22 protein-coding genes are annotated in these 22,435 nt (G+C 53.3%); 8 read left to right on the top strand and 14 right to left on the bottom strand.

The window, feature by feature from the left end:
• Window positions 1-219 precede the first annotated feature (219 nt).
• The 4 genes from ACXX9E_RS17865 to ACXX9E_RS17850 all read right to left on the bottom strand — a co-directional run bounded on the left by ACXX9E_RS17865 (window position 220) and on the right by ACXX9E_RS17850 (window position 3,033).
• A complete protein-coding gene (locus ACXX9E_RS17865) occupies window positions 220-609 on the bottom strand; it encodes a hypothetical protein (RefSeq protein ID WP_458555823.1) in 390 nt (129 codons plus the stop codon).
• Window positions 610-661: 52 nt separating this feature from the next.
• Window positions 662-1,042, bottom strand: a complete 381-nt coding sequence (locus ACXX9E_RS17860) for a hypothetical protein (protein ID WP_128615179.1) — start codon at window positions 1,040-1,042, stop codon at window positions 662-664.
• Window positions 1,042-2,367 carry a hypothetical protein gene (locus ACXX9E_RS17855; RefSeq protein ID WP_458555822.1) on the bottom strand — a complete coding sequence of 442 codons (1,326 nt, stop codon included), beginning with the start codon at window positions 2,365-2,367 and terminating at the stop codon, window positions 1,042-1,044. Before ACXX9E_RS17855 ends, ACXX9E_RS17860 begins: the two co-directional genes overlap by 1 nt.
• 306 nt (window positions 2,368-2,673) lie before the next feature.
• Entirely contained in the window at window positions 2,674-3,033 is a 360-nt protein-coding gene (locus ACXX9E_RS17850; protein ID WP_123468074.1) for a DUF6124 family protein, read from the bottom strand.
• Window positions 3,034-3,865: 832 nt separating this feature from the next.
• On the opposite strand from ACXX9E_RS17850, the gene ACXX9E_RS17845 reads away from it, so the two are divergent.
• Window positions 3,866-4,207: a hypothetical protein gene (locus ACXX9E_RS17845; protein WP_458555821.1), complete on the top strand. Its 342-nt coding sequence runs from the start codon at window positions 3,866-3,868 to the stop codon at window positions 4,205-4,207.
• Between the two features lie 250 nt (window positions 4,208-4,457).
• Window positions 4,458-4,847 (top strand): hypothetical protein, encoded by a 390-nt coding sequence (locus ACXX9E_RS17840; protein ID WP_458555820.1) that lies wholly within the window; start codon window positions 4,458-4,460, stop codon window positions 4,845-4,847.
• Window positions 4,848-4,976: 129 nt separating this feature from the next.
• Here ACXX9E_RS17840 and ACXX9E_RS17835 read toward each other — a convergent pair whose 3' ends face one another.
• On the bottom strand, window positions 4,977-5,336 hold the full coding sequence (locus ACXX9E_RS17835; RefSeq protein WP_222833072.1) for a DUF6124 family protein: 360 nt from the start codon (window positions 5,334-5,336) through the stop codon (window positions 4,977-4,979).
• A gap of 520 nt (window positions 5,337-5,856) precedes the next feature.
• Here ACXX9E_RS17835 and ACXX9E_RS17830 point away from each other — a divergent pair.
• Window positions 5,857-6,327, top strand: coding sequence for a hypothetical protein (locus ACXX9E_RS17830; RefSeq protein WP_458555819.1), 471 nt, complete (start codon window positions 5,857-5,859; stop codon window positions 6,325-6,327).
• 206 nt (window positions 6,328-6,533) lie between these two features.
• Here ACXX9E_RS17830 and ACXX9E_RS17825 read toward each other — a convergent pair whose 3' ends face one another.
• The 4 genes from ACXX9E_RS17825 to ACXX9E_RS17810 all read right to left on the bottom strand — a co-directional run bounded on the left by ACXX9E_RS17825 (window position 6,534) and on the right by ACXX9E_RS17810 (window position 11,014).
• Complete coding sequence (locus ACXX9E_RS17825; protein ID WP_096820456.1) at window positions 6,534-7,910, bottom strand: GntP family permease; 1,377 nt, start codon at window positions 7,908-7,910, stop codon at window positions 6,534-6,536.
• 81 nt (window positions 7,911-7,991) lie between these two features.
• Complete coding sequence (locus ACXX9E_RS17820) at window positions 7,992-8,831, bottom strand: amidohydrolase family protein (protein WP_458555818.1); 840 nt, start codon at window positions 8,829-8,831, stop codon at window positions 7,992-7,994.
• A gap of 28 nt (window positions 8,832-8,859) precedes the next feature.
• On the bottom strand, window positions 8,860-10,149 hold the full coding sequence (locus ACXX9E_RS17815; RefSeq protein WP_458555817.1) for an MFS transporter: 1,290 nt from the start codon (window positions 10,147-10,149) through the stop codon (window positions 8,860-8,862).
• A 133-nt stretch (window positions 10,150-10,282) separates the two neighbouring features.
• On the bottom strand, window positions 10,283-11,014 hold the full coding sequence (locus ACXX9E_RS17810; RefSeq protein WP_458555816.1) for a GntR family transcriptional regulator: 732 nt from the start codon (window positions 11,012-11,014) through the stop codon (window positions 10,283-10,285).
• Between the two features lie 354 nt (window positions 11,015-11,368).
• On the opposite strand from ACXX9E_RS17810, the gene ACXX9E_RS17805 reads away from it, so the two are divergent.
• Window positions 11,369-11,824 (top strand): hypothetical protein, encoded by a 456-nt coding sequence (locus ACXX9E_RS17805; protein ID WP_458555815.1) that lies wholly within the window; start codon window positions 11,369-11,371, stop codon window positions 11,822-11,824.
• Between the two features lie 962 nt (window positions 11,825-12,786).
• On the opposite strand, the gene ACXX9E_RS17800 is transcribed toward ACXX9E_RS17805, so the two are convergent.
• Window positions 12,787-13,407, bottom strand: a complete 621-nt coding sequence (locus tag ACXX9E_RS17800; RefSeq protein ID WP_458555814.1) for a tyrosine-type recombinase/integrase — start codon at window positions 13,405-13,407, stop codon at window positions 12,787-12,789.
• A 204-nt stretch (window positions 13,408-13,611) separates the two neighbouring features.
• Here ACXX9E_RS17800 and ACXX9E_RS17795 point away from each other — a divergent pair, with 204 nt between their 5' ends.
• Window positions 13,612-15,345 (top strand): DUF6119 family protein, encoded by a 1,734-nt coding sequence (locus tag ACXX9E_RS17795; protein WP_458555813.1) that lies wholly within the window; start codon window positions 13,612-13,614, stop codon window positions 15,343-15,345.
• Window positions 15,346-15,501: 156 nt separating this feature from the next.
• Here the strand turns inward: ACXX9E_RS17795 and ACXX9E_RS17790 are convergent, their stop codons facing one another.
• From ACXX9E_RS17790 to ACXX9E_RS17780, 3 genes are all read right to left on the bottom strand, one after another.
• On the bottom strand, window positions 15,502-16,326 hold the full coding sequence (locus ACXX9E_RS17790) for a GIY-YIG nuclease family protein (protein WP_458555812.1): 825 nt from the start codon (window positions 16,324-16,326) through the stop codon (window positions 15,502-15,504).
• Between the two features lie 193 nt (window positions 16,327-16,519).
• Window positions 16,520-16,951: a bleomycin resistance protein gene (locus tag ACXX9E_RS17785; RefSeq protein WP_128616164.1), complete on the bottom strand. Its 432-nt coding sequence runs from the start codon at window positions 16,949-16,951 to the stop codon at window positions 16,520-16,522.
• Window positions 16,952-17,399: 448 nt separating this feature from the next.
• The gene (locus ACXX9E_RS17780; RefSeq protein ID WP_458555811.1) at window positions 17,400-17,831 is read right to left on the bottom strand and encodes a type II secretion system protein N; all 432 of its coding nucleotides are present in this window, start codon (window positions 17,829-17,831) and stop codon (window positions 17,400-17,402) included.
• A 120-nt stretch (window positions 17,832-17,951) separates the two neighbouring features.
• Between ACXX9E_RS17780 and gspH the strand changes: the two genes are divergently transcribed.
• The 3 genes from gspH to ACXX9E_RS17765 all read left to right on the top strand — a co-directional run bounded on the left by gspH (window position 17,952) and on the right by ACXX9E_RS17765 (window position 20,401).
• Complete coding sequence (gene gspH / locus ACXX9E_RS17775; protein WP_186748785.1) at window positions 17,952-18,404, top strand: type II secretion system minor pseudopilin GspH; 453 nt, start codon at window positions 17,952-17,954, stop codon at window positions 18,402-18,404.
• On the top strand, window positions 18,401-19,009 hold the full coding sequence (locus ACXX9E_RS17770) for a type II secretion system protein GspJ (protein WP_458555810.1): 609 nt from the start codon (window positions 18,401-18,403) through the stop codon (window positions 19,007-19,009). The genes gspH and ACXX9E_RS17770 overlap by 4 nt, the downstream gene beginning before the upstream one ends.
• A gap of 250 nt (window positions 19,010-19,259) precedes the next feature.
• Window positions 19,260-20,401 (top strand): IS3 family transposase gene (locus ACXX9E_RS17765; protein WP_225931040.1). Its coding sequence is split into 2 segments (ribosomal slippage): window positions 19,260-19,521 and window positions 19,521-20,401, totalling 1,143 coding nucleotides; the frame shifts between segments, so codons are not numbered across the junction.
• A gap of 1,086 nt (window positions 20,402-21,487) precedes the next feature.
• Here the strand turns inward: ACXX9E_RS17765 and ACXX9E_RS17760 are convergent.
• The gene (locus ACXX9E_RS17760; RefSeq protein WP_458555809.1) at window positions 21,488-22,426 is read right to left on the bottom strand and encodes a FecR family protein; all 939 of its coding nucleotides are present in this window, start codon (window positions 22,424-22,426) and stop codon (window positions 21,488-21,490) included.
• Window positions 22,427-22,435 lie beyond the last annotated feature (9 nt).

Here is a 22,435-nt window from a genome sequence, read left to right as displayed (position 1 = left end):
ACACGTAGACAATAAAGACCAGGTACAAAGCGCACAAGCCGGCGGATTCTGGCGTAGCTGTAGGCAAAGGCGCAAGGATGTGTAGCCTGCGAGAGTGTTTGGAGATGTCTTTTTAAACGTTAGCGTTTATCGAGACCTCATTCCGTCACGTACCCACAACAGATCCGTCCCCTTATTCCAACAGACGTAAGAAAATGGCCGAGATTGCTAGCCTGGTGTTCACTCGAACAGTCCTAAATATTCCGCCCAACCATACAAAGCCAGAATTCCCAGCAGAGAAAATGCATTCAATCGATATGGAATTTCGACCCACCGCCGCAAATTCAGCGGAAGGGTCCGGACATCTTCGAGGGCGCCCGGATTATCCAGCAACAGGCGCGAAGCACGTTTACGCAGCAAAGCAGTGATCAGAGTGAGCCTGTACCTGCGCGCCCAAAAACCGGAACGTCCCTTCTGCGGGCAGTTGTGGAGCAGATAGCAATTTTCAAGGTGCAATTCAATTTCGGAAAGCTTGAAATACCCGACATAGATCATCACCAGAACGTTGGAGATGATCAGCACCAGTAACGCAATGCCAGTGGCGGCGAACAGACGTTTGATTTCAGTCATGGGGAGTCTTCGTAAACGACCTCACCGAAGGACTGATTTTCTTTTTGCCCCATTACAAAAAACCTCTGTATTTCCCATACAGCCAAAGCAGTGAAGTCCCGCCGCACACGAAATAGCCGACATGAAATGGACTCGTCGCCCAGAACCTGAGTCCTCTGGGAAGGCGTTGAACGGCGTCGATCAGCAGGGGTTCCTGCCGTTGGATACTCTTGGATGTAATCAACCGGCTGACAGCGGTCATCCGCTGAGTTCTCGAGTAAAAACTTCCCCCTGATGAACCACAGTCCATGGATAAGTACAGCCACTCATCAAAGTGTTTTTCCAGAGCATCGAGTTTTGTATAAACGGCGTAGAAAATCATTGCGCAGTTGATCACGCCTAATAGGATCAGCGCCCCACATGCCCAGGCAAATACTATTTCGGTGACTTCCATTATTCGGAATACTCATGAATTTCGTGACCCAAAAACTCACCTAGCTCCGACATCTGAGTTCCTGTCTCCACGGACGCTGCCGCACCAACCACAAGCACACATACGAGTTTCCCCATTCCTTTCAATTTCGCGCATACCGCCAGATCTGCTTTCCCTCCGAGATATCCACCAGCGAGAGCTCCAGCCGTACCGCCGATCATCTTCCCTCCTTCTACAAACCTCACTTGCCTGCATTCCGCATCGCGGCCGGACGCGCAGACCTCGTGGATTTTTGAGCTGGATGCGCCCAGTTGCAGACCTATGCCGAGATAACCACCTCCCTTCATGAACTTCGCTGCTCTGGCAACACCCGCAATGTGGGTTGCATATCCGGGCAGTTGTGCCGGTGCGCCTGCTTTGCCCCATCGGTGAACAATTCGGCGGCTGGACAATCCCAGTGCACGTTTGAGTTTTGGATGATCTGGCAAACCCGTGCCTTTGCGTACCAGCGGCCCAAGGCTGGCATCCAGTTTCGCCATCAGACGTTTGCGTTTGGCAAAGAACTCTGGGGAATGTAGATGACGATGTTGGGTGTATTGCTGCTGATGCAGTTGCTCCAACTCTTTGAGAGTATTTTTCAATCCTTCCAGATGCTGCCCGATCATGAATGACGCAACGCCCAATGTGCCTGCCGACACCTCCAGAAACGGCTCAATGACCTCATGATGCTCAACCATGAACGAAGCTTCTTCATCCGAAAGGTCTTTCAATGCCTCGTTTACCTTTTCCGCAGCGGCCATCATCTGTGCTTCTTCGCGCCGGCACATGTAGTTACGTGAGTCGCTGAACAAGACCATTTGCCCAGGCTTGACCCGCTCACCGAGATGTCGATTGAGTGAACGGAATTCGCGACGCAGTGAGTCGCCGGGACTGATTTCGTACAACTCACGTTCAAGCGCCTCAAGCGTCATGGGTTTCTGAACGATGTGGAAACCCGATTCAGCCGGTTGCGGCAAGGTGTAGGCGTGCTCCTCCACCAAGTGTTGTGCAGGAGGTGGCTCGGGTTTGGGGTTGAAGGCATTCCAGGAGGCGCCGCCGTTGTCTGTAGCCAAGCGTGGCTTGACCAGTGCCCACTCACCGCTACGCACAGCATCGATGAGTTTTCGCTCATTCGCGCCTTGCATGTAGTTGTTACGATGCAGGCCCATGCTGTTTAACAAGTCGTCGAATCCGGGCAAGTCGTCCGGGCGATTCAATGCCTGTCGGAAATGTTCCATGGCTTCGTAGGCATCGAGGATCTGCTCTCGCTGGCCATGTAACTCGCTTAGCGGGATGAGTCTGATCACATCCGTGCCCCGTTCTGAAAAAACAGGACTTTGGCGAACGGACTCAGGTTTGAATGCAGGACGGATCGGTGTTCGTTGTAGGGAAAATCCGGCTTTCTGACTTGCAGACGCCGCGCTCAAAACATCAATGTTTTATGGCCGGACTGGGTGGAGCAGAAAATAGATCCGTCCGTAATGTTTGCTCCCACAGGTTTCAGCGTCGTACACACCATCTGCAATCAGCATAAAACCCTGTGGGAGCGAGCTTGCTCGCGAAGGCGCCAGAATGACCACCCGATCAATCACCAGGTGATCCCGCCCCTCGCGTCACCCCGGCATCTGCAAATTATCCAACGCCCTATTCACCGCCAGCTCACCAAGCATGATCAACTGCGCAATCCCCAACAACGTCCGCCGCTGTGCCACGGGCAACAGACTCGCAGCGTCATGAGCAATGGCCTTCGCCGAAGCCAGTGTTTCACTGGCATCAATCAGCAGTTCTTCATTTTTGTTGTCTGCGGTCACCGCATACATCCCGCGGGTTTTACGTGGGAGCGGCGTGGAACCGGGCGGACAGAGGTAGTGGTCGAGAGCGCGGTCGGCGGCTTCGTGGAGTTTTTTGGAATCGAGGGATTCGTAGGGGGAAACCGAGTCGGTTTCGGGTGGGTTGGGTGTTGGTTTGATCATGGTGAAGCTCCTATTAGAGTGGAGCCGCCATAACTGTCGCTAAACAGAAAGGTGGCGGCTGTACGCAGGTTAGCGAACCGGTTATAGGCACCCGGCAGACCCAAGGGTCTCCCGCATACAGCCACCATAGCGGAGGCACAGACATTGAATCTGCGACAAAGCATGGAACGCTGATGCACCTATTTATAAGTCGAGTCGCTAAACCCGGTCGCTGATTCGTCAGCGACCGCACCACAATAGAACCCGCCCCAAAGGCGCACAAGCCGGCGGATTCTGGCGTAGCTGTAGGCAAAGGCGCAAGGATATGTAGCCTGAGAGAGTGTTTGGAAATGTCTTTTTAAACGTTGGCGTTTATCGAGACCTTACTGCGGCACCTCCCGACTTAAAAAAATCTGCCCCATCACTGGCAATTTTCCCGCGCACAAAGCGTAAACCCAGCCGGGGCGTAAAGGCATTGCGAGCGACTCGACAGAAGCCACTCACCAACAGTCAATCAAAGATCTGTAAGAAATGTTGAGCGCAACTTTTGCCTCAGGCATTCTGTGCGACGCAAATGTACATGGGCGGTAGATTTTTCGCGTCCCTCCCCTAGGACGCACTTTCTAACGCCCCCAAACGCTTGCCCTACGTACTCTCTCAGTGGCCGGAATGTCGATTTCTATTCCAACCAGGCCAAGGACATCTGAATCTTTGAAAAGGAACTTCCCGTGAGTGGCAAACCTGCAGCCCTAGTCACAGATCGCACCAAATATCAATGGAAAGCCTTCCGGCCAACCTTATGCTGAGTACGACGAAGTAGAAAAACATATAAAGGCTTTGGCGGTACTTTTAAATGAAACTAAAAATATTAGCCATCAGCTTTTTATGTTGCGTCAGTTTATTTTCTAGCGCAGCAGACGTTCCTATCAAAGAGGGAATGCCATTTTCGAAAGCCCGAAAAGCTTTGATCAAAAATGGCTGGAAGCCGAATCCGTCCTACTCAGGTGAGCTCGGGGTTGAAAACGCCATCCAAAGAAAAGGTTTCAATGAAATCGAGTCTTGCACGGAGGGAGTCCGTTTCTGCAGCTTCAACTACATCAAGAACGGAGATTGTTTAGGTGTAGGAACTGTCGGCGAAGAAGTCAAAGACATGAAAGTTTATTCCTGGAACTTCAAATGCCCTGAAAAGGATTGAAACCAGAAATTGACAACAACGTGATAACAAAGGGGACTGATTTATTTATGGAAATAAATCAGTCTCCTTTTTTTGCTAGGCGTGATCGACAAGATCAAGGCCTGTGACATTCCGGGCGCGATGCCTAAAGCAGCGATAAGGTGGGCAGCGCTTCCCGAAGGTCCAAGCAAGAAAAATCACTATCCTCCACAACCTTACGCCGAGTATCCGGGCTTTTTATCGACCTACAAATCTGCGGAGGAACTGTCCAATGAAGGCTTCAACCCTCGTACTTGTCGCAGTTTATTGCATGGGTATCAGCGCAGCGTTTGCCGGTAGCTCAAAGGCGCCAAACGACAAGCGCGGGCCAGCAGGCATCGTCGTCGGTGAGCGTTTGGTGGCGGCCAAGTCCAAGCTAATCAAACAAGGCTGGAAGCCAACGCCGATGCATACCACCGACGGTTATGAATACAGCGGCGTGGAGCGTGAGTTGGCTGCACGCAAGTTCATCGAACTGGATACCTGTTCTTTCGATAGCTCGCGCTGCATCTTGTACTACTCAAAGAAAGGCACCTGCCTGCGCGTCGATACCATCGGTGAACAGTTCAAGGACATGACGGTTACGCGATGGACCGATGAATGTCCTGAAATGCCTCAATAACCCGCCCCCACAGGTTTCAGCCTCGCACACACTATCTGTGACCAGCCTAAAACCCTGTGGGAGCGAGCTTGCTCGCGAAAGCGCCAGAACGGACACCTGATCAATCACCAGGTGATCCCGCCCCTCGCTTCACCCCGGCATCTGCAAATTATCCAACGCCCGATTCACCGCCAGCTCACCGAGCATGATCAACTGCGCAATCCCCAACAACGTCCGCCGCTGTGCCACGGGCAACAGGCTCGCAGCGTCATGAGCAATGGCCTTGGCCGAAGCCAGTGTTTCACTGGCATCAATCAGCAGTTCTTCATTTTTGTTGTCCGCAGTCACGGCATACATCCCGCGGGTTTTACGTGGGAGCGGCGTGGAACCGGGCGGACAGAGGTAATGGTCAAGGGCGCGGTCGGCGGCTTCGTGGAGTTTTTTGGAATCGAGGGATTCGTAGGGGGAAACCGATTCGGTTTCGGGCGGGTTGGGTGTTGGTTTGATCATGGTGAAGCTCCTTGATGACTGGAGCCGCCACCGTTCGCGGTCAAACAAACAGGGTGGCAGCTGTACGCGGGTTGACCGACCGGACATCAAGGAATCCGGCACACCCGAAGGTGTCCCACGCACAGCTACCGCGACATGGTTTCAGACAGTACCTGAACACGTGCAGAGCGCTGGCGCGCCTTGATATTGGGCGGACGGTCAAATCCGATCGCTGATTCGTCAGCGACCGCACCACAATAGAACCCACCCCCAAGACGCACAAGCCGGCGGATTCTGGCGTAGCTGTAGGCAAAGGCGCAAGGATGTGTAGCCTGTGAGAGTGTTTGGAGATGTCTTTTTAACATTGGCGTGACCGGTTCTGGCCGAAAGATGCAGTGCTGACAGTCTGCTTTCGGCCAATAGCGGTCGTTTGAGACAGACAGCTTTCGGCCAGAAGCGGCCTGTCACGATCGTCAAGGTTTGACGACAACGAGTGGCTCTAGCACTCTGTTTAGTTCCCATTCATTCACTAGGCTCCCCCATGACATTAGCGACCGTAGTGCTGCTCGACTCCTGGCCACAGCCAAGTACGTCGCCCGAACCCGTGGTGTTCGCCACGGATACGCAGCTATGTTTACGGTATTGCACCGCTGGGGAAGAAGTAGCGGTGGTTCATTTTCCGTTAGTAAAGAAAATCCAGTTCGGTTCGCCTAACGACGAGGCTTTGGGCGGCCATCCGCTTATTGGGCTAGGCCTTAAGCATTACCAAATTCATCGAATAGATAATTCGCCTTGGCTAGCAGAGCTTGAGCAGAGAAGCGCCGTTCACCCTCGACACGATAAACAGCGGTTCATGAAAGATGCTATCCATTACGTCTTTACGTTTCAGGACTCTACCTTGGAGTGCATCGTAATCGAGGGGCAGTTCTGGCCCCCAAAAGTACAAGTCTTTACCTCGGAGCAAGAAGCAAAGGATGGCTGGCGCAAACTGGTAAATGACGTGGGTGCATGAACTTAATCGTCAGCAGAGGATGGCTGCTTTGGGTCGAAAACAGTCGCTTTTGGCTGATAGCCGACGTTCACGACTGACCGCCTTCGGCCAAAAGCGGTCGGTGAGGCACTGCGCGAGTCCAATCCGCTGCAACTGCCGCGCCTGATCGACGGCCAATAAGGGGTTTCACAGATGGCGGCGTCCTGATTTGACGCCGCCTCAGGTCATTACACGACCACGTTCAACAGCAACACCACAATCAAACCGACCACGGCGACAATCGATTGCACCACCGAAATAGTCTTGGTGGCTTCGCCCATCGTCATGCCGAAGGATTCCTTCACCATCCAGAAACCTGCATGGTTGGCGTAGTTGAAGAACAACGAGCCGCAGCCAATGGACAAGGCCAGCAGCGGCAGGTTGAGGCTGGGATCAGCACCGGCAAGCGGCGCCAGCAAGCCGGCAGCCCCCACGATACCTACCGTGGCGGAACCGGTAGATACCGAAAGCAACATGGCGATCAACCAACCGAGGATCAGCGGAGGGAACGCCGACTGCTGAGTCAGGTGCACAATCGCATCGCCCACCTTAGCGCTGGTTAGCAGTTCCTGAAAGGCACCTCCGCCGGCGATGATCATGATGATCGAGGCGATTGGCTTGAGGCTCTTGCCCAGCGAGTCGCGCAATTGCCCCGCATCGCCGCCGCGCGCGAGTACCAGACTGGCCCCAGCGAACAGCACGCCCAGCAGCATCGCTATCAGCGGATTGCCGAGGAAACCGGCCATTTTCAGCAGCGCATTGTCCTTGGACAATACCATCTCGGCGACGGCATGGATCAGCATCAGGATCGCCGGCAGCAAGGCTGCCAGCACGCCAAGGTATACGCTGGGGCTTGATTTATCGTCGGCTTTTTCAGCCAGGGTGAACTGATCCAGCAACACCTGATCGGGCCGAGTGCTCATGCGCGGGGAAATGAATGCGCCATACAGTGGGCCGCCTAAAATCATGGCCGGGATAGCCGCCAGGAAACCATAGAGCATGGTCGGCCCGACCGAGGTTTTCAGTGCGGCGATGGCCGTCAACGGGCCAGGGTGCGGCGGGACCATGCCGTGCATGGCGGCCAGTGCGGCAATCACCGGAACGCCCACATAGACATACGCTGAACCCTTGAAGCGCGCCTGACTTTCCAGCTTGCGCGCCACGCTGAAGATCAGCGGCAGCATGATCACCAGGCCGACCTCGAAAAACATCGGAATGCCAATTACAAACGCGACCATCATCATCGCCCACGGAATCATCCGATCCGTTGTGCGCTTGAGGATGACCGCAGCAATCAGCTCGGTGACGCCGGCGTCAGCAAGAATTTTGCCGAGCATCGCCCCCAGCGCGATGACCACCCCCACTGCCCCCAGTGTCTTGCCGGCGCCGGTGACCAAGTGGGAGACAATGCCATCTGGCTCCATACCGGTTGCAAAGCCTACGCCGACGGAAACTACCAGCAAAGCCAGCAGCGGGTGCATTTTGAGGCGCGAGACGATCAGCGCTACCAGCACCAGGACGCTGATCAATGCGGTCAGTAACAGATCTATATCTAAGGGAGTCATGAAAGGTTCTCGGTTGGGCTGGTGCCCAAACTCTTGTAAGTGAGTGAGATGAATGGCAACTGCAACGGCTAAGTTTCAGCGTTAGTCTTTATAAAAACCGAATAACCTTCGAGGCGCTTGCACCAGCAGCGAGTCGCTGGCTTGCGCCGAAAGTTCCAAAGCTTGCAACTGGTCGACGACGGCGGCGAAACCGATGTTTTGCTCATGCTGCGTATGCGGCCAGTCACTGCCCCATACCAACTGATGCAGGCCGAAGCTCTGTTCCAGCAACGCTAATGCCCTTCGAGCGAAATCAATGTTCTGTTGTGGCGTACCTCCCAAACGATAGATTCCCGATACCTTGATCCAGATCGGACCTTTCGATCCGGCCTCAAGCAACTCGCCAAACCCTGGCTGATCGAGACCCGCATTCGCGTCCGGCCGCCCAAAGTGATCGATCACCAACTTCACGCCGAACGGCGTCAATTGCTGGATCAGGCCCGGCAGATCCTTGACTTCCCGGTGCAACTCGACATGCCAGTCGAGATCAACGATATTGCTGAAAAAACCTTGCCAGGCACTGTCACGAAAATCAGGTAACGCCTTGCCGATCAGGTTCAAGCGCACGCCGACCACGCCCAGTCGAGCCATGTCATTCAAGGTAGAACGACTGACGCTTGGCTCCAGCACTACCACACCGCGCAACTGCTGCGGCGCTTGCTTCAACGCCGCCAACAGGTAGCTATTGTCGGTGCCAAGGAAACTTGGTTGCACCAATACACCGTGACTCAGACTATGCGTTTGCAAATGCTCAAGGTACTGGTCAAGCGTGGCGTCGTACTGAGGGGTGTAGCGCCGTGCACCGATCAGATGCAGATCACGGCTGAACACATGGGCATGGGAGTCGATGCCGGTGATCGACTTGGGGCGGGTATCTGACATAGGTTTTATCTACTGAAGGTTAGGATCATCACGCCCGAGCGCGTTGATTGCCGTTGATACCGGCCGAAACGGAGGTGGCATTGGCTTCAAGGTCCCTGCCCCGGGTTTCAGGCAGGCAAAGTGCGGCAAGCACCGCCACGCCGTAGGCGATCCCGGCATCGATACCAATCGCCGAACCCAGCGACATGGAATCACTCATGTGCCCGACCAGGAATGGAAATACAGCGGACAGCACGCGGCCAAAGTTGTAGCAAAAGCCAACGCCGGCACCGCGTACATCGGCAGGGTAAAGTTCGTTGAAGAGCGCTCCCAGACTGGCCGGAATACCGGCAGCGAAGAACCCCAACGGGAACCCCAGGAACAGCATCTGCGTATTAGTCAGCGGCAAAAATACGTAGCACTGCACCGTGACCACGCAGCACAAGGCAAACAGCACAATGTTTTTACGACGGCCAATGCGATCGATCAAATAGCCGCTGGCCACACAACCACACCAGAAGGCGAAGATGATCACCGCCAGATACCCGCCCGAGTTCAGCACAGAGAGATTGCGCTCGGTCTTGAGGAAGGTCGGCAACCAGGTCATTACCGCGTGATAGCCACCGTGCGCGCCCAGTCCCAGCAGCCCGCCAAACAGGGTCACGCGAATCAGTTCCGGGCGAAAAATGCCGGCGAGCGACTTGAAGAAACTCTGCGGGATGGCGTTGTCTTTTTGCAGACGCTGGAAGCTGTCCGGCTCCTCAACGTTACGACGTACCCAGATGATCAGGAACGACGGCAGCAACCCGACAAGGAACATCACACGCCAGGCCATGTCCTGTGGCACCGAGATATAGATCAGCGTGAACACCCCGACCGCCAGGCCCCAACCCACCGCCCAGGCACTTTGCACAGTGCCCATGACCTTGCCGCGATAGTGCGGATTGATCGTCTCGGCCATCAGCACCGCGCCGGCCGCCCACTCCCCGCCAATTCCGAGACCCTGCAGCGCTTTGACCACCAACAGCTGATTGAAGCCCGTGACGAAGGCCGAGAGAAAGGTGAAGAACGAGAACCACAAAATCATCAACTGCAACGTGCGCACACGGCCATAGCGGTCAGACAACGCCCCACCCACCCAGCCACCGAGTGCCGAGGTGACGAGGGTAACGCCGCTGATCAATCCGGCATCGCCCTTTGTCAGCGCGAAAGCGGCGATCAGCGCCGGAATCGCCAGACCGAACATTTGTACTTCCAACGCGTCGAGCGACCATCCGCCGAAGCAGGCCCAAAACGTTTTGCGCTCCCGAGGAGTAACTTGGCGATACCAGCTGAACATGATTCTTATCCTTATAGGTGTTACGCAAGGCAGCCGACAGCCAACCGCACCGCGTCAGGGTCAGCTTTGGCAAACAAACAGAAATCGGGCCGCGATCTAGCCGCCGCAGAACGCTCCGCTACGCAGGCAGACGTCAGCGAATATCCACGCTGTAGCGGAAGTGCTCCGCGTGGCCGCGCGAGCGACGCCATTCCAGCGGGCTACCCGCGTAATCGCGGGCCAGACGCTCGATCACGATCACCGGACTGTTGACCGCTACCTGGAGCAATCGGGCATGCACGTCATTCACCGATTCAGCGGTCAGCGTTTCTTCGGCCGATGCAACAACCTGTCCGCACACTTCTTCGTAGATCGGATACAGCAGCGGCCCTTCGCGACTGAGGTCGATCTCCAGCAGCGCCTGAAACCGCTGGCGGGGCAACCAGATTTCTTCGGCGAGCACCGGCTTAACATAGAGCAGACGCACACGGACAATACGAATGACCGGCGCATCGGCGGGCAACCCCAGTGCTTGCGCTACGGCCGAAGGTGCGGCAACGGGCTCGATCGAGAGGATGCGACTCTCCGGGACCTGGCGCTCACCGGAAACAGTCTGGAATCGGAAGAAACGGAACAATGAGGATTGAAACTGCGCCCGGCGAATAAACGTCCCTCGCCCTTGCTGACGCTCCAGAATGCCCTCAATGACCAACGCATCAATCGCTTTGCGCACCGTGCCGGTGGACAGTTGGTATTCCGCAGACAGCGCCGCTTCAGTAGGGATCGCCTCCCCCGGACGCCAGCGATTATTGGCGATCTGCTCAGCCAATTGGTCACGCAGGCGTTGGTACAGCGGGAGTCGGGCATCACTGGATAAAGAATTCATCGACTTTATTCACCTTGTTATCTAGTCATCTATATGAATCTTGCGGCGAGTATTTGCCCAGATAACTTGCCTGTCAAGGAGGGGCTTTTCGTACTGCTGACGAATGGCTGCCCCACTGCCCTTCTCATAGACATGCGGGTTTTCGCCGGCAATGTCAGATTCTGGCCGATGACTGCCGCTCAGGAACGACCGCTTTCGGCCAAAAGCGGACGTTCTGGCGACCGCTGTTGGCAATTGGAGCCCTTCGCGTCTTTCGCTATCGGTCGGAGTCGTTTATGCAGCAGCTTGGTATTTTGACCCTCGGTTAGTCTAGACTCCATGAACCATGTGTATGCGCAGCCTAGGGATCTAAAAATGCACGAGCCTACACAAAAACTTCTGGTTGCAGTCGAGCTGCTGGAGCGTGCTTTAGCAACTTATTTCGAAGGTAAATATTTTTTTGCAGCGCTGCACTTAGCCGGCGGTGCAGATGAGATTCTTGGCATTTATGTCAACCGCTTGGGTGAAGAGTCATCCTTCGAGTCCCTGAGGGATGGTGCGGTAAAATTTTCTAGATTAATAAATGAGGGAAGGGAATCGTCTGCGAGGGACATGGCGACGATCATAAACCACGCAAAAAATAGAACTAAACACCTGGATAAGTCGGGCGATGACGATATCTGTTTTGACCCTGCTACTGAAGCAGTAAATTTGCTTGATCGGGCAGTATCAAACTATTATAGATTGATGAATCATTTTAACTTGTCCGAAACAGAGCTTATCAATAGATTCAACAAGAAACTTGTAGGGCGCAATGCACCCCTTCGATAGAAATGCCAACATGTTCAACTAAATATCTAGCAAAAATGAAGCTCGCACTGGATTGGCACTCTACAATGCTTATCTCCTTTAAAATTCCACTTATCAACCCTGCAGTTGCACTCAACAAAAAAGGAGTGATCATGTGTTAAATCGCGCAATGGATTTTATAGTTCGACAACTTATTAGGCTGTTCTTTTTTTTGATTTGGTCACTGGGTGCGACAATATTTTTCGCATCCATACACCACTATCTTATGCGTAGCGAGTTTCTATATCTTGCAACGCTATGCTTTCCTACTCTTGCAATTTTGTTTGGCTTTTCCGCTCTATTGTACAACAGGTCAAGGGCGCTTCAGCCAGGCCCCGCCCAGCGCCGATCTTTATATGCTGCTGAAAGGGCGCTTCAGGCAACGATTTTGTTCGCGCTGGGGTTAGCAAGTGGTGCCATTATCGCAACTATAACTTCACAGCTAAGAATAAACTTGCAAACAAATGACTCCACAACCTATCTGTTGCTAGTTTACCTTATACCTATCTTGCTAATACTAAATTCTTTCAGCGCTTTTTTCTTTTCTTTCCGGGCTGTATCGCACGGCATGGTAAGGCTAGTAACCACTCGAGAATTAGCAAGAAAGATCAGATAACTGGTAAGTAAAAAACATTAACTGCTTCGGCGCTTTTCTCAATTGCGCCGAGGTAAATTTCCCCTAAACCTTAACCTGCGATGCTCCCTAAACCTTTATACGTCGAATTGCCACGAATTACAGTAGTTACCGCTCCATTCTCTTTTCCACGGATAAAATCATGCGAAGGATGGGGAGTGAATGCGTTTCCTTGTTGTGCAGGAAGCGGGTCGTGCAAGATATTTTGCTGCCAGTCTGGTACTGACTGGGTTGGCCGAAATCAGCCGCTCATGAGAGACCCCTTTCGGCCGGTTAGCGACGGCCACGCCTGGACCGTCGCTATGCAAACTCAAACCTCAGTTTTTTCCGCTATCTCCAAGGCATCATCGAGTTCAATTCCCAGATATCGAACGGTGCTCTCCAGTTTCGTATGACCAAGCAGCAGTTGAACAGCTCGCAGATTCTTCGTTCTGCGATAGATCAACGATGCCTTCGTCCGCCTCATTGTGTGCGTGCCATACAATGCTGGATCAAGGCCAATGGCTTCGACCCAGCCTTTGACGATACGAGCGTACTGACGCGTGGATAGATGATCTGAGGTATGCAGCTTGCTTGGAAAAAGGCAGTCTTCGCTGTGTAGTTGTGCCTGATGTATCCACGCCGCGATAGCAAACCGTGTTTGTTCGGTGATCTCGAATTGCACGGGCCGCAGCGTCTTCTGCTGCATCACCATAGCTCTTGGTGATACACGCTCGCCATGGGCGACGTCGCGCACGCGAAGCTTGATTAAGTCGCAAGCCCGAAGCTTGCTGTCGATGGACAAATTGAAGAGCGCTAGATCACGGGTTCGTTCTGCAATTTGCAGCCTTACCCGAATGGCCCAGATATCTCTAAGTCTGAGTGGAGCTTTCTGACCGACCAGTTTTCCTTTGTTCCAAGGCTGATCGCTGCGGGTAGCGATGATGTTCATGACATGACCTCCACGTATGGAATGACAATGATGGCTAACCAGAGTGAAGGTCGTTAGTCGGCGAGAAGAGAAGGCAGGAACTCGACCTCAGTTCCCTGTTCAGAGGAAATTTTCCAATACCCTCAAAAAACAATGGCTATTTATTGACATAAGAAATAATGATGCTTAGCTGTGAGTAATGCGTGACTAACCCGAGGGAGCGCCATGGCCGAACAGGGAGTTGAAATCGCACAAATATCTTTTTTTCTCGCAAGAGAAAATAAAACAGCCGACTCACTACTTGATCAAAAAAAAGACGTTCTAAAAAATCTATCAGCAAAAGAGTTTAGGTTCTCAATCAATGACACAGATTGTCAATTTATATATTTTGAAACCTCGACGACAAAATCAAACCCGCCATGGCTAAATTTCATCAACGAAAAACTTCCTTCCGGCGAGGGACCACTCTTTAGTGCAAAAAGCAAAAGTCCAAATGGGATTTTATTTTTAACCGTGAATAGTAGAGTTTTTGCTGCAACCTTTGGGCGGAGTGCCGTAAGCTATCTTGATCGCGATGCTTTTGAACCAGACTTTGGTATAAAAACCGCAATGAATATGTGTGGTAACGAAGAAATACGTCAGACAAAAAGTGAGAGCCACGCGATAACACCAACACATATTGACAGGCAGGTAAACAAGCCGGTTGACTCTTTTGCTTTTGGACTCAGCGAAGCAGAAGACCTCCGATATATTTCAGCTCACATGAAAGATCACAAAAACATAACCCTTCAAGGTCGGAATAATCTAACAATAAAAATTATCGGAAAAGATAAACTAAACTGGCAAATACTAGTCGAATATTGTGAGGGTTTTTTACTGGCTTATGCTAGTAAGGAGTACGCTAAGTTATTCCCAAACTACAAGCATTTTGACGAGGCAACGGAGGCAGAAAGTAACGCACTAGACGATCTTTTAGTCACTCAGTTGCGCTTAAAAAATACGAGCAACATTAGTCTTGGCATTCCAGAGGTCCTGATTGACCCGGATTATGGCTTTACCTATTCGAACCATAAAAAAATCTCTGATAGGACATATGCATACTTAGATATATGTCAAGTTTTTGAACATGTGGCATTTGATAAAATAACACCCTCGAAACTTAAATCAAAATTTATTTATGCATACTCATACGAAGAAGATCAGGTGCTAGGGTACAAAAAATGGCCCTTATACAACTGTCTATCATTCGAGCAGAGTCTAGGGAGTAAATATTTTGTATTAAGTGACGGAAAATGGCTTGAGGTAGATAACGACTTCTATACTGAAATAACTAATTTTACAAAAAATACGCTCCATGAAGAGATAAGCGAGGAAATTTACAGAGGGATAGATATCAGTGATGACAAAAAAATGCAGAATAGAGAGAGCATATTTAATAAAAAAATATGTGAAATACGCCCATCATGCGTACTGTTTGATCAAGCAAAGCTTCAAATCGGTTCAGGTCGTAAAGACAAAGAATTTTGCGACATTCTAGATCTTACCAGCGATAGTGTTATTCGAATCATCCATTGCAAGCCATATAAAAACTCCTCCTCAACAAATTACCTATTTTCACAGGCTCAATTCTATTGCCATGCATTTATTAACGATCAAATTTTCCTGAGCGAGATTCGGGCCCACATAGACTTGTCCAGGAGCACAAGAAAGGCAGAATACTTAGAATATATAAAAACAGATATAGCGGATATACATGGCAAGGACTATGTTGTTTGCCTTTGGTTGCTATATGATCAGCGCTTGACCGCTCCCACTAAAACTGAAATACCACTAATGGCACAATATGAGTTAAAGCTGATGCATGAGCATTTGCGCAATACGTGTAAGTTTCAGGATGTCATAATAAGATTTATTCCAGTTGTTAAGAAAAATTATGTCAGGGACATTTCCCATCAGTAATAGAACGAAGCATTCGATCATTAGAAGTGATCGGATGGTCGCTATTTGCCGAATGCGGAGCCGCTATGAACGTTTGCTAGCCCGTTAGCGGTCGCTTCCGAGCGTCCGCTTTTGGCCGTCAACGGCCTTCTTGAGCTGGGGGGGTATCCGATCTGTTCAGTTTCCGTTTAGTCCGCTGTCGCGCGTCAGAAGGCGGCGCTTCCAATGGATTTCTTTCTGAATCATTTCGTCCTTCCCTGTATGTTTATCCGCAATTTCGAGAATGCTGAACCTGAAATTCTCTGCGAAATTTTTGCCACGCTTGGTTTGCAGATCTCGTATGCGGATATTTCCACCATGTCCGTTATTAGAGTAGTTAACCCAGCGATCCCACAAACCGCCCGTCCCAGTCGCGGAGCCTACGTATAGCTGATGCTCGCCTTCAGTACGGTCAGATATGAGATACACACCTGCTACGCTGGAAAGCGCTGTCTGCCAGGATTCGAGGCCCTGTTGGACGATAATATTCAATTCCCTCTGAGATATATCTACTTCCTTGAAGCCGGGGAATTTTCCGACGGTCATAGGCTTTTCCAGCATAGATGATACAACCATGCTTTTCAGGCACGTTTCCAGCCAGAGATAGTTACCTCGTGGTTTTGTGTAGTCGAGTATCAGGCGGCCTTCCAGCTCGGCAAATTCAGGCACACGGCGGTAGTCGTACACGAAGTCACGATTCTCTTTTCTACCCTTCGATTCGTTGACTTTGAGTGAATCATACACACCAGCCAGTAACCATTTTTTGGTGCCAGGTAGTTCGATCAGACCAATCACGTACTCGCATTCGAAGTTCCTTCGGGACTGCCATGACTGCCAATCGTCGAAATCGCCTGCAAGGTATACATCCATCGGGTGTTCAAACCCATTGTGTTGTGCGAGATGAACCTTTGTATTTTGGATTGTAAGTGACGGCAGGATGCTGCTCAGGAGTTGCATAAGCATGAACGGTTGACTCTGCTGGAAGGGACTGTGTACCCCAAGGATTCCATGGCAGCGCTTAATCCGTCCAGATCGTATTTCAGGTAGTTTTGATTGGTATAGACGGTCATGGCTAGGCACAACAGCGTTTGGCCGGAGGCAGCCGGATATGACTGACCGCTTCTGGCCGGAAGCTGACGGTCGGCTTGGCTCCGTTTCAAATTGAGCAAGCCGGTCTCTCACCCAACCGCTCTACCAACCTTACGAGATAACCGTCGGGATCCTGGACGATGAATTCTCGCTGGCCTACTTCTACATTTTCAGCCCGATACCAAGTGTCTTTGCATTCTTGATAGAGTGAAAATCCAGTCTGAGCAAGTTTTTGGATGATGGGTGCGACAGCCTCAACATCAATTTGTAGGTTGATGCCTCTTCCAAACGGCTTAGTCAACGGCGCAGTCAGCCATTGACCCGCGTCCGAATCAACCTGCTCAAGCATCACTTGAGCACAATTCAAATCAAGGTACGCAAATCCATCTTCCGGGCGTTGATAAGCTATTTTGAACCCCAAGCAAGAAACCCAAAAAGCCAGACTGCTATCTAGGTTGGTGACCATTAACTCCGGAACCAGTTTGTTACGTTCTAACATGAGATGACTTCCATTTCAAAAGGCTAATTATTGCAGGCGAGCAGGTTCTGCACTTTTCGCTTCGATGCCACAACAGGATCGTGGCGAGCCTGATGATGCATGGTCGGGTGGGAATTATCGAGTCGGGTTGAATGGCCGTTATTGACCCAGAGTGCGTAAAAACGCTTCGCCAAAATTGGAGTGTGCGCGTTTACTTCGAATCTGAAATTTATCGGCACGTCAGCAGGTGCGGATTTTACGTAGAAGCGCGATTCTCAGTCCGGGCTTGAGTACCTGTCGCGCTGAAAAACGTTTTTACACAGCCTCGGCCGATAGCGGCCATTCATAACGACCTACTTCTGGTCGAAGGCAACACCAAATACTCTGCTTCTCAGTCCATTTTTTTGCTGAGACAGTTGAACTGCCCCCCCAACCAAACGACCAAAATAAATGAGCTCAACTCCCCAAATCACGGCCTCACCAACCTAGGCAACACCACCCCCTCCGGCAACCTCTCCACCTCCAACCTTACCCGCTCCCCCCCCTGCTCAATCACCACCCCATCCCCCTCCACCGCCAGCAACTTCACCCCAGGCCCAACCTTCTCCCCCTGCAAAAAACTACGCGGCGGCCCATCGTTCAGGCTCAGTATCGCCACCGCCCCCCGACTCCCCGCCATCACCCCGCTCACCTTGATGTCCACTGGCGCTGTTTGATTGGAAAACCACTGCAACGCCGGGTTGTCGCTGCGCGCAGCGATCAATTGTGGGGCGGCGGTCGGGGTGTGGGATTCGGCGGTGGTCAGCAGCAGTGACGACCAGGTCGCCACGCCGACCAGTGCGGCAAGCACGGCCAGGGCCTGGATCATTTGTGGTGGGGAAAAGCGTGTGGCGAATGTCATGGGCTGAATCTCCTTTTAGTCCCACCTGACAGACTACGCGGCAATTCTCACGGTTTTATTTCACACGCCTTACATGTTGGCCGTGCAGGATGAACGTCGACGCAAAGGAGCGCGCAACCGATGAACGTGGGCAAGCAACAGGGCTTTACCCTGATCGAGCTGATGGTGGTGCTGGTGATCATCGGCATCGCCAGTGCGGCGATCAGCTTGAGTATCAAGCCCGATCCGCTGCAATTGCTGCGCAAGGACGCCGAGCGTGTGGCGCAACTGCTGCAGGTGGCGCAGGCCGAGGCGCGGGCGGATGGCCGGCCGATTGTGTGGGTCAGCGATGCCAAGGGTTTTCGCTTCAGCCGGCGTAGTGACAGCGGCAAGGGTTTCGAGCATTTCAATGACGATGCGCAACTGCGCCCGCGGCCGTGGCAGAGCCCGAAGGTGCAGGTGCGGGTCGAGCCGAAACAGAAAGTCGTGCTCAACGCTGAGTGGATCAATCCGCCGCTGCAACTGACGTTGTCCGATGGCGCCAATCAGTTGAGTGTCCTGCGCGATGGCGCTGGCCGGATTCGTGTGCAATGAAGGGCCAACAGGGTTTTACGCTGATCGAGGTGATGGTCGCGATTCTGCTGATGGCGGTGGTGAGTTTGATTGCCTGGCGTGGGCTGGACAGTGTGACGCGGGCGGACAGTCATTTGCAGGCCAGTGGTGAACAGAGTGACGCCTTGCTGCGGACGTTGAATCAGTTGCAGCGGGATGTGGACATGCGTGCGGGCATTGAATTGAGTGAGCCGAAGAAAGTCGGCGCGGACGATGAGCCGGTGACGGCGCCGCCGGCGATGACTGTGCGTAGCAGTGATAGCAAGGGGTTTCGGCTGGATATCATTCGCACGGCGGCTGACCAGCCTGGGGCTTTGCAGCGGGTGCGATGGTGGCTTAAGGACGACACGTTGTACCGTGCGGTGGCGGCGGCGCGGAGTCGTTATCCGCTGCCGGCGCCGACCGATGGCGTGGCGGTGTTGAGCGAGGTCAGCGATGCGCAGGTGCGGGTTTGGGAACCGGACAAGGGGTGGCGGCAGTTGAGTGGCAATCGGCGGGAGAATCCGTTGGGGCTGGAGATTCGGCTGACCCGGCAGACGGCGCAGGGGGTTGAGAGGTATCGGCAGGTGATTGGGCCGTTGGAGTGAGACTGGCTGTGATGTGGGCAGGTCCTGGGTTGGGATTGGGTTAGGTCAGTTGGGGATTGGTTGGCTGGTAGGTTGTCATCGCTGGCAAGCCAGCTCCCACAGGGATTGGGGGCGGTCAGTTGGGGATTGGTTGGCTGTCAGGACGTCTTCGCGAGCAAGCTCGCTCCCACAGTGGGATTGGGTTGATCTGGCTTAATGATTCTGGACACCCTTAAAGGGCGGTAATCTACGCCCAGCGAAGAGGTGGCATTTGACTAGACGATATTTTTCGACAGATTTCAAACGGGATGCGGCTTGCCTGGTTTTGGATAAAGACTATTCGGTGAGTGAAGCCTGCGAAGCAATGGGCGTCGGACCTACAGCACTGCGTCGCTGGGTTGAGCAGTTGCGAGCTGAGCGCAACGGTAAGACGCCTGAGAAGTCCAAGGCCATGACTCCTGACCAACAACGCATCCAAGAACTGGAAGCAAAAATCCGACGGATTGAGCGAGAGAAGGAAATCTTAAAAAAGGCTACGGCTCTCTTGATGTCGGATTCCCTCGATCAGTAAGGCTGGTCGAGGAGTTAAGCGAGCAATATCCAAGATCCGAGTTGTGTGGCGTGTTTGGTATCAACCGCAGCAGTTATTACGAGCGTCTGAAACAGCGGACAAAAGTGGATGCCGAGCGCGAGCGCCTCAAGATCAAGGCTGCTGAATTACATAAGCAAAGTCGCGGTTCAATGGGCGCGCGCAGCCTGTCAAAGGCGTTGTGTAACGAAAAGGAGTCGGTAGGTCGTTACATGGCTCGTAGCCTGATGCTCGAGATCGGATTGAAGAGCCAGCAACGACGCAGACATCGTTACAAACCTAGCGGCGCAGAGGCTCAATACGCCCCCAATCATTTGGAGCGTAAATTCAACGTTGAGGCGCCCAATCAAGTGTGGTGTGGCGATGTGACTTACATTTGGGCCGGTACTTACTGGGTTTATCTGGCTGCGGTACTAGACTTGCATGCCCGACGCATCGTCGGTTGGGCGATATCAAGAAGTCCCGATTCGGCTCTGACCTGTAAAGCGTTGAGGATGGCTTTCGAGTCGCGAGGACGCCCTGAAAACTTGATGTTCCATTCGGATCAGGGTTGTCATTACAGCAGCAAAATGTTCCGAGAAACGCTGTCGGAGATGCGAATAAAACAAAGCATGAGTCGACGAGGAAACTGCTGGGATAACGCCCCGATGGAACGTTTCTTTGGCAGTTTGAAATCTGAATGGATACCCAAGGTCGGTTATCGAAACGAAGATGAAGCCAGTAGCGATGTGCTGCGCTACCTGACCCACTATTACAATCGGATCAGGCTACACAGTCACAACGGCTATCGAACTCCGGTAGACATGGAAACCCTGGCGGCATGAAAAGGGATAAAACCCTATAACTGTGTCCAGGATCGTTTGACCAGATCAGGTGGCGTCAGTTGGGGATTGGTTGACTGGCAGGGCGTCATCGCTGGCAAGCCAGCTCCCACAGGGGTTGGGTGGAGTCAGTTGGGGATTGGTCGGCTGGCAGGCCGCCTTCGCGAGCAAGCTCGCTCCCACCGTTTTAATGTGCGTACAACCCAAGCGGCAAAGCCGCCCCACTCAACAGGATGAGCGTTAGCTCGGCTGCAGCTTTTGATCTTGATCCACGGGCGACTTCGGAAGGCTGAGTGGAGGGATTCGTCCGGGGGTGGGAGCGCAGCGACCGTTTGGCGAAGCCAAATGCATCGAGAGGAGGTGCAGCGAAGCAAACCGGTGGCGATGCGCCCGGATGGATCCCGGAGCGAAAGAACCCCGAGCCTCAGCGAGCGGGCCGCACGTAGGAGCAAGCCTTTTGGGTTACCTTTTCGGCGTTTGGAAAAGGTGACCCGCCGTAAGGGCGGAACCCTAAGCGGCCGTTACCGCGGCAACGGATATGTACACGTTCAAACCAACTAACTCAAAACAACGACGCCGATTGGGTGAGGTCAGTTGGGGATTGGTTGGCTGTCAGGGCGTCATCGCGAGCAGGCTCACTCCTACAGGTGGATCGGGTACATCAGCAAGAGGTTGGTCGGCTGGCAGGCCGCCTTCGCGAGCAAGCTCGCTCCCACCGTTTTAATGTGCGTACAACCCAAGCGGCAAAGCCGCCCCACTCAACAGGATGAGCGCAAGCTCGGCTGCAGCTTTTGATCTTGATCCACGGGCGACTTCGGAAGGCTGAGTGGAGGGATTCGTCCGGGGGTGGGAGCGTAGCGACCGTTTGGCGCAGCCAAATGCATCGAGAGGAGGTGCAGCGAAGCAAACCGGAGGCGATGCGCCCGGATGGATCCCGGAGCGAAGGAACCCCGAGCCCCAGCGAGCGGGCCGCACGTAGGAGCAAGCCTTTTGGGTTACCTTTTCGGCGTTTGGAAAAGGTGACCCGCCGTAAGGGCGGAACCCTAAGTGGCCGTTACCGCAGCAATGGATATGTCCACCACCACCCCACTAGCTAAGAACGACCACACCACCGGGCAACTCAGTGCATTTGACGCCATAAGCATCGCGAATCAACAGCGCAACCCCGGCAAGTTGATCAAGACTGAACCGCGCCTGCACCCGACGCTGCCCCAGCTCCCGGTTAAGCAGCAACAACATCCCAGGCCGATAGCGGTTGATCTCATCAATCATCTGGCTCAGCGTCGCACCGTTGAACACCAACACCTGCTGACGCCAGTTCATCACCGCCGCCGTGTCGACACTCTGCACACTGCCAACATGCCGCGCATCGTAGGTCACTTGCTGCCCTGGTTCGAGGCGCAGGCTGCGGCCTTCTACGTCGACTTCAACCGCACCATCAAGGCAAGTCACGCAAACTTGCTGATCAGTGTTACGCAAGTTGAAACGCGCCTGACTCGCCCGCAACCACCCTCCTCCAGCCTGCATCGCCAGCGGCAACCGCGCGGTCTGCACTTCAACCTCACCACTGACCAGCTCAAAACCCTGCACACCCTCAGACACTGCACGTTGATTGATCCGCGTCTGGGTGTTCAGCTCCAGGCTCACACCCTGCGCCGGTTCGAAACGACGCTGCTGACCGACTTCGGTTATGTAGTCAGCGCCCAGCCCTTCAAACCCGCCAGGAATCGTCCCGCGCACCAACAGAAACGCCGCCGACGCAGCAATCGCGCCACCGAGAAACGCCCGGCGACCGAAGCGCCGGGGCGCCTGCATCTGCTCCATGGCCGGTTGCAACTGATGCCACACAACCTTGGCCTGCTCGAACGCCTGCGCATGCTCGGCACTTTGTGCGCACCAGTCGCGCAAGGCGCGGGCATCGGCCACGGTGGCGCGGCCGGAGGTCAGCAGGACCAGCCAGTCGCGGGCTTCGCTGTGCAGATTGTCGGCCGCCGATGGCTCGGCAGGTGTCAGTCGAAAGATGTTCAAACGCGCAGA

The organism is Pseudomonas sp. GNP014, assembly GCF_054344005.1.
The sequence above is the reverse complement of the archived record's forward strand: the minus strand, read 5'-3'. Positions and strand labels throughout refer to the sequence as shown.

Coding starts and splice junctions, on each gene's coding strand:
- ACXX9E_RS17865 (WP_458555823.1), bottom strand. CDS start 609: ATGACTGAAATCAAACGTCTGTTCGCCGCCACTGGCATTGCGTTACTG.
- ACXX9E_RS17860 (WP_128615179.1), bottom strand. CDS start 1,042: ATGGAAGTCACCGAAATAGTATTTGCCTGGGCATGTGGGGCGCTGATC.
- ACXX9E_RS17850 (WP_123468074.1), bottom strand. CDS start 3,033: ATGATCAAACCAACACCCAACCCACCCGAAACCGACTCGGTTTCCCCC.
- ACXX9E_RS17845 (WP_458555821.1), top strand. CDS start 3,866: ATGAAACTAAAAATATTAGCCATCAGCTTTTTATGTTGCGTCAGTTTA.
- ACXX9E_RS17840 (WP_458555820.1), top strand. CDS start 4,458: ATGAAGGCTTCAACCCTCGTACTTGTCGCAGTTTATTGCATGGGTATC.
- ACXX9E_RS17835 (WP_222833072.1), bottom strand. CDS start 5,336: ATGATCAAACCAACACCCAACCCGCCCGAAACCGAATCGGTTTCCCCC.
- ACXX9E_RS17830 (WP_458555819.1), top strand. CDS start 5,857: ATGACATTAGCGACCGTAGTGCTGCTCGACTCCTGGCCACAGCCAAGT.
- ACXX9E_RS17825 (WP_096820456.1), bottom strand. CDS start 7,910: ATGACTCCCTTAGATATAGATCTGTTACTGACCGCATTGATCAGCGTC.
- ACXX9E_RS17820 (WP_458555818.1), bottom strand. CDS start 8,831: ATGTCAGATACCCGCCCCAAGTCGATCACCGGCATCGACTCCCATGCC.
- ACXX9E_RS17815 (WP_458555817.1), bottom strand. CDS start 10,149: ATGTTCAGCTGGTATCGCCAAGTTACTCCTCGGGAGCGCAAAACGTTT.
- ACXX9E_RS17810 (WP_458555816.1), bottom strand. CDS start 11,014: ATGAATTCTTTATCCAGTGATGCCCGACTCCCGCTGTACCAACGCCTG.
- ACXX9E_RS17805 (WP_458555815.1), top strand. CDS start 11,369: ATGCACGAGCCTACACAAAAACTTCTGGTTGCAGTCGAGCTGCTGGAG.
- ACXX9E_RS17800 (WP_458555814.1), bottom strand. CDS start 13,407: ATGAACATCATCGCTACCCGCAGCGATCAGCCTTGGAACAAAGGAAAA.
- ACXX9E_RS17795 (WP_458555813.1), top strand. CDS start 13,612: ATGGCCGAACAGGGAGTTGAAATCGCACAAATATCTTTTTTTCTCGCA.
- ACXX9E_RS17790 (WP_458555812.1), bottom strand. CDS start 16,326: ATGCTTATGCAACTCCTGAGCAGCATCCTGCCGTCACTTACAATCCAA.
- ACXX9E_RS17785 (WP_128616164.1), bottom strand. CDS start 16,951: ATGTTAGAACGTAACAAACTGGTTCCGGAGTTAATGGTCACCAACCTA.
- ACXX9E_RS17780 (WP_458555811.1), bottom strand. CDS start 17,831: ATGACATTCGCCACACGCTTTTCCCCACCACAAATGATCCAGGCCCTG.
- gspH (WP_186748785.1), top strand. CDS start 17,952: ATGAACGTGGGCAAGCAACAGGGCTTTACCCTGATCGAGCTGATGGTG.
- ACXX9E_RS17770 (WP_458555810.1), top strand. CDS start 18,401: ATGAAGGGCCAACAGGGTTTTACGCTGATCGAGGTGATGGTCGCGATT.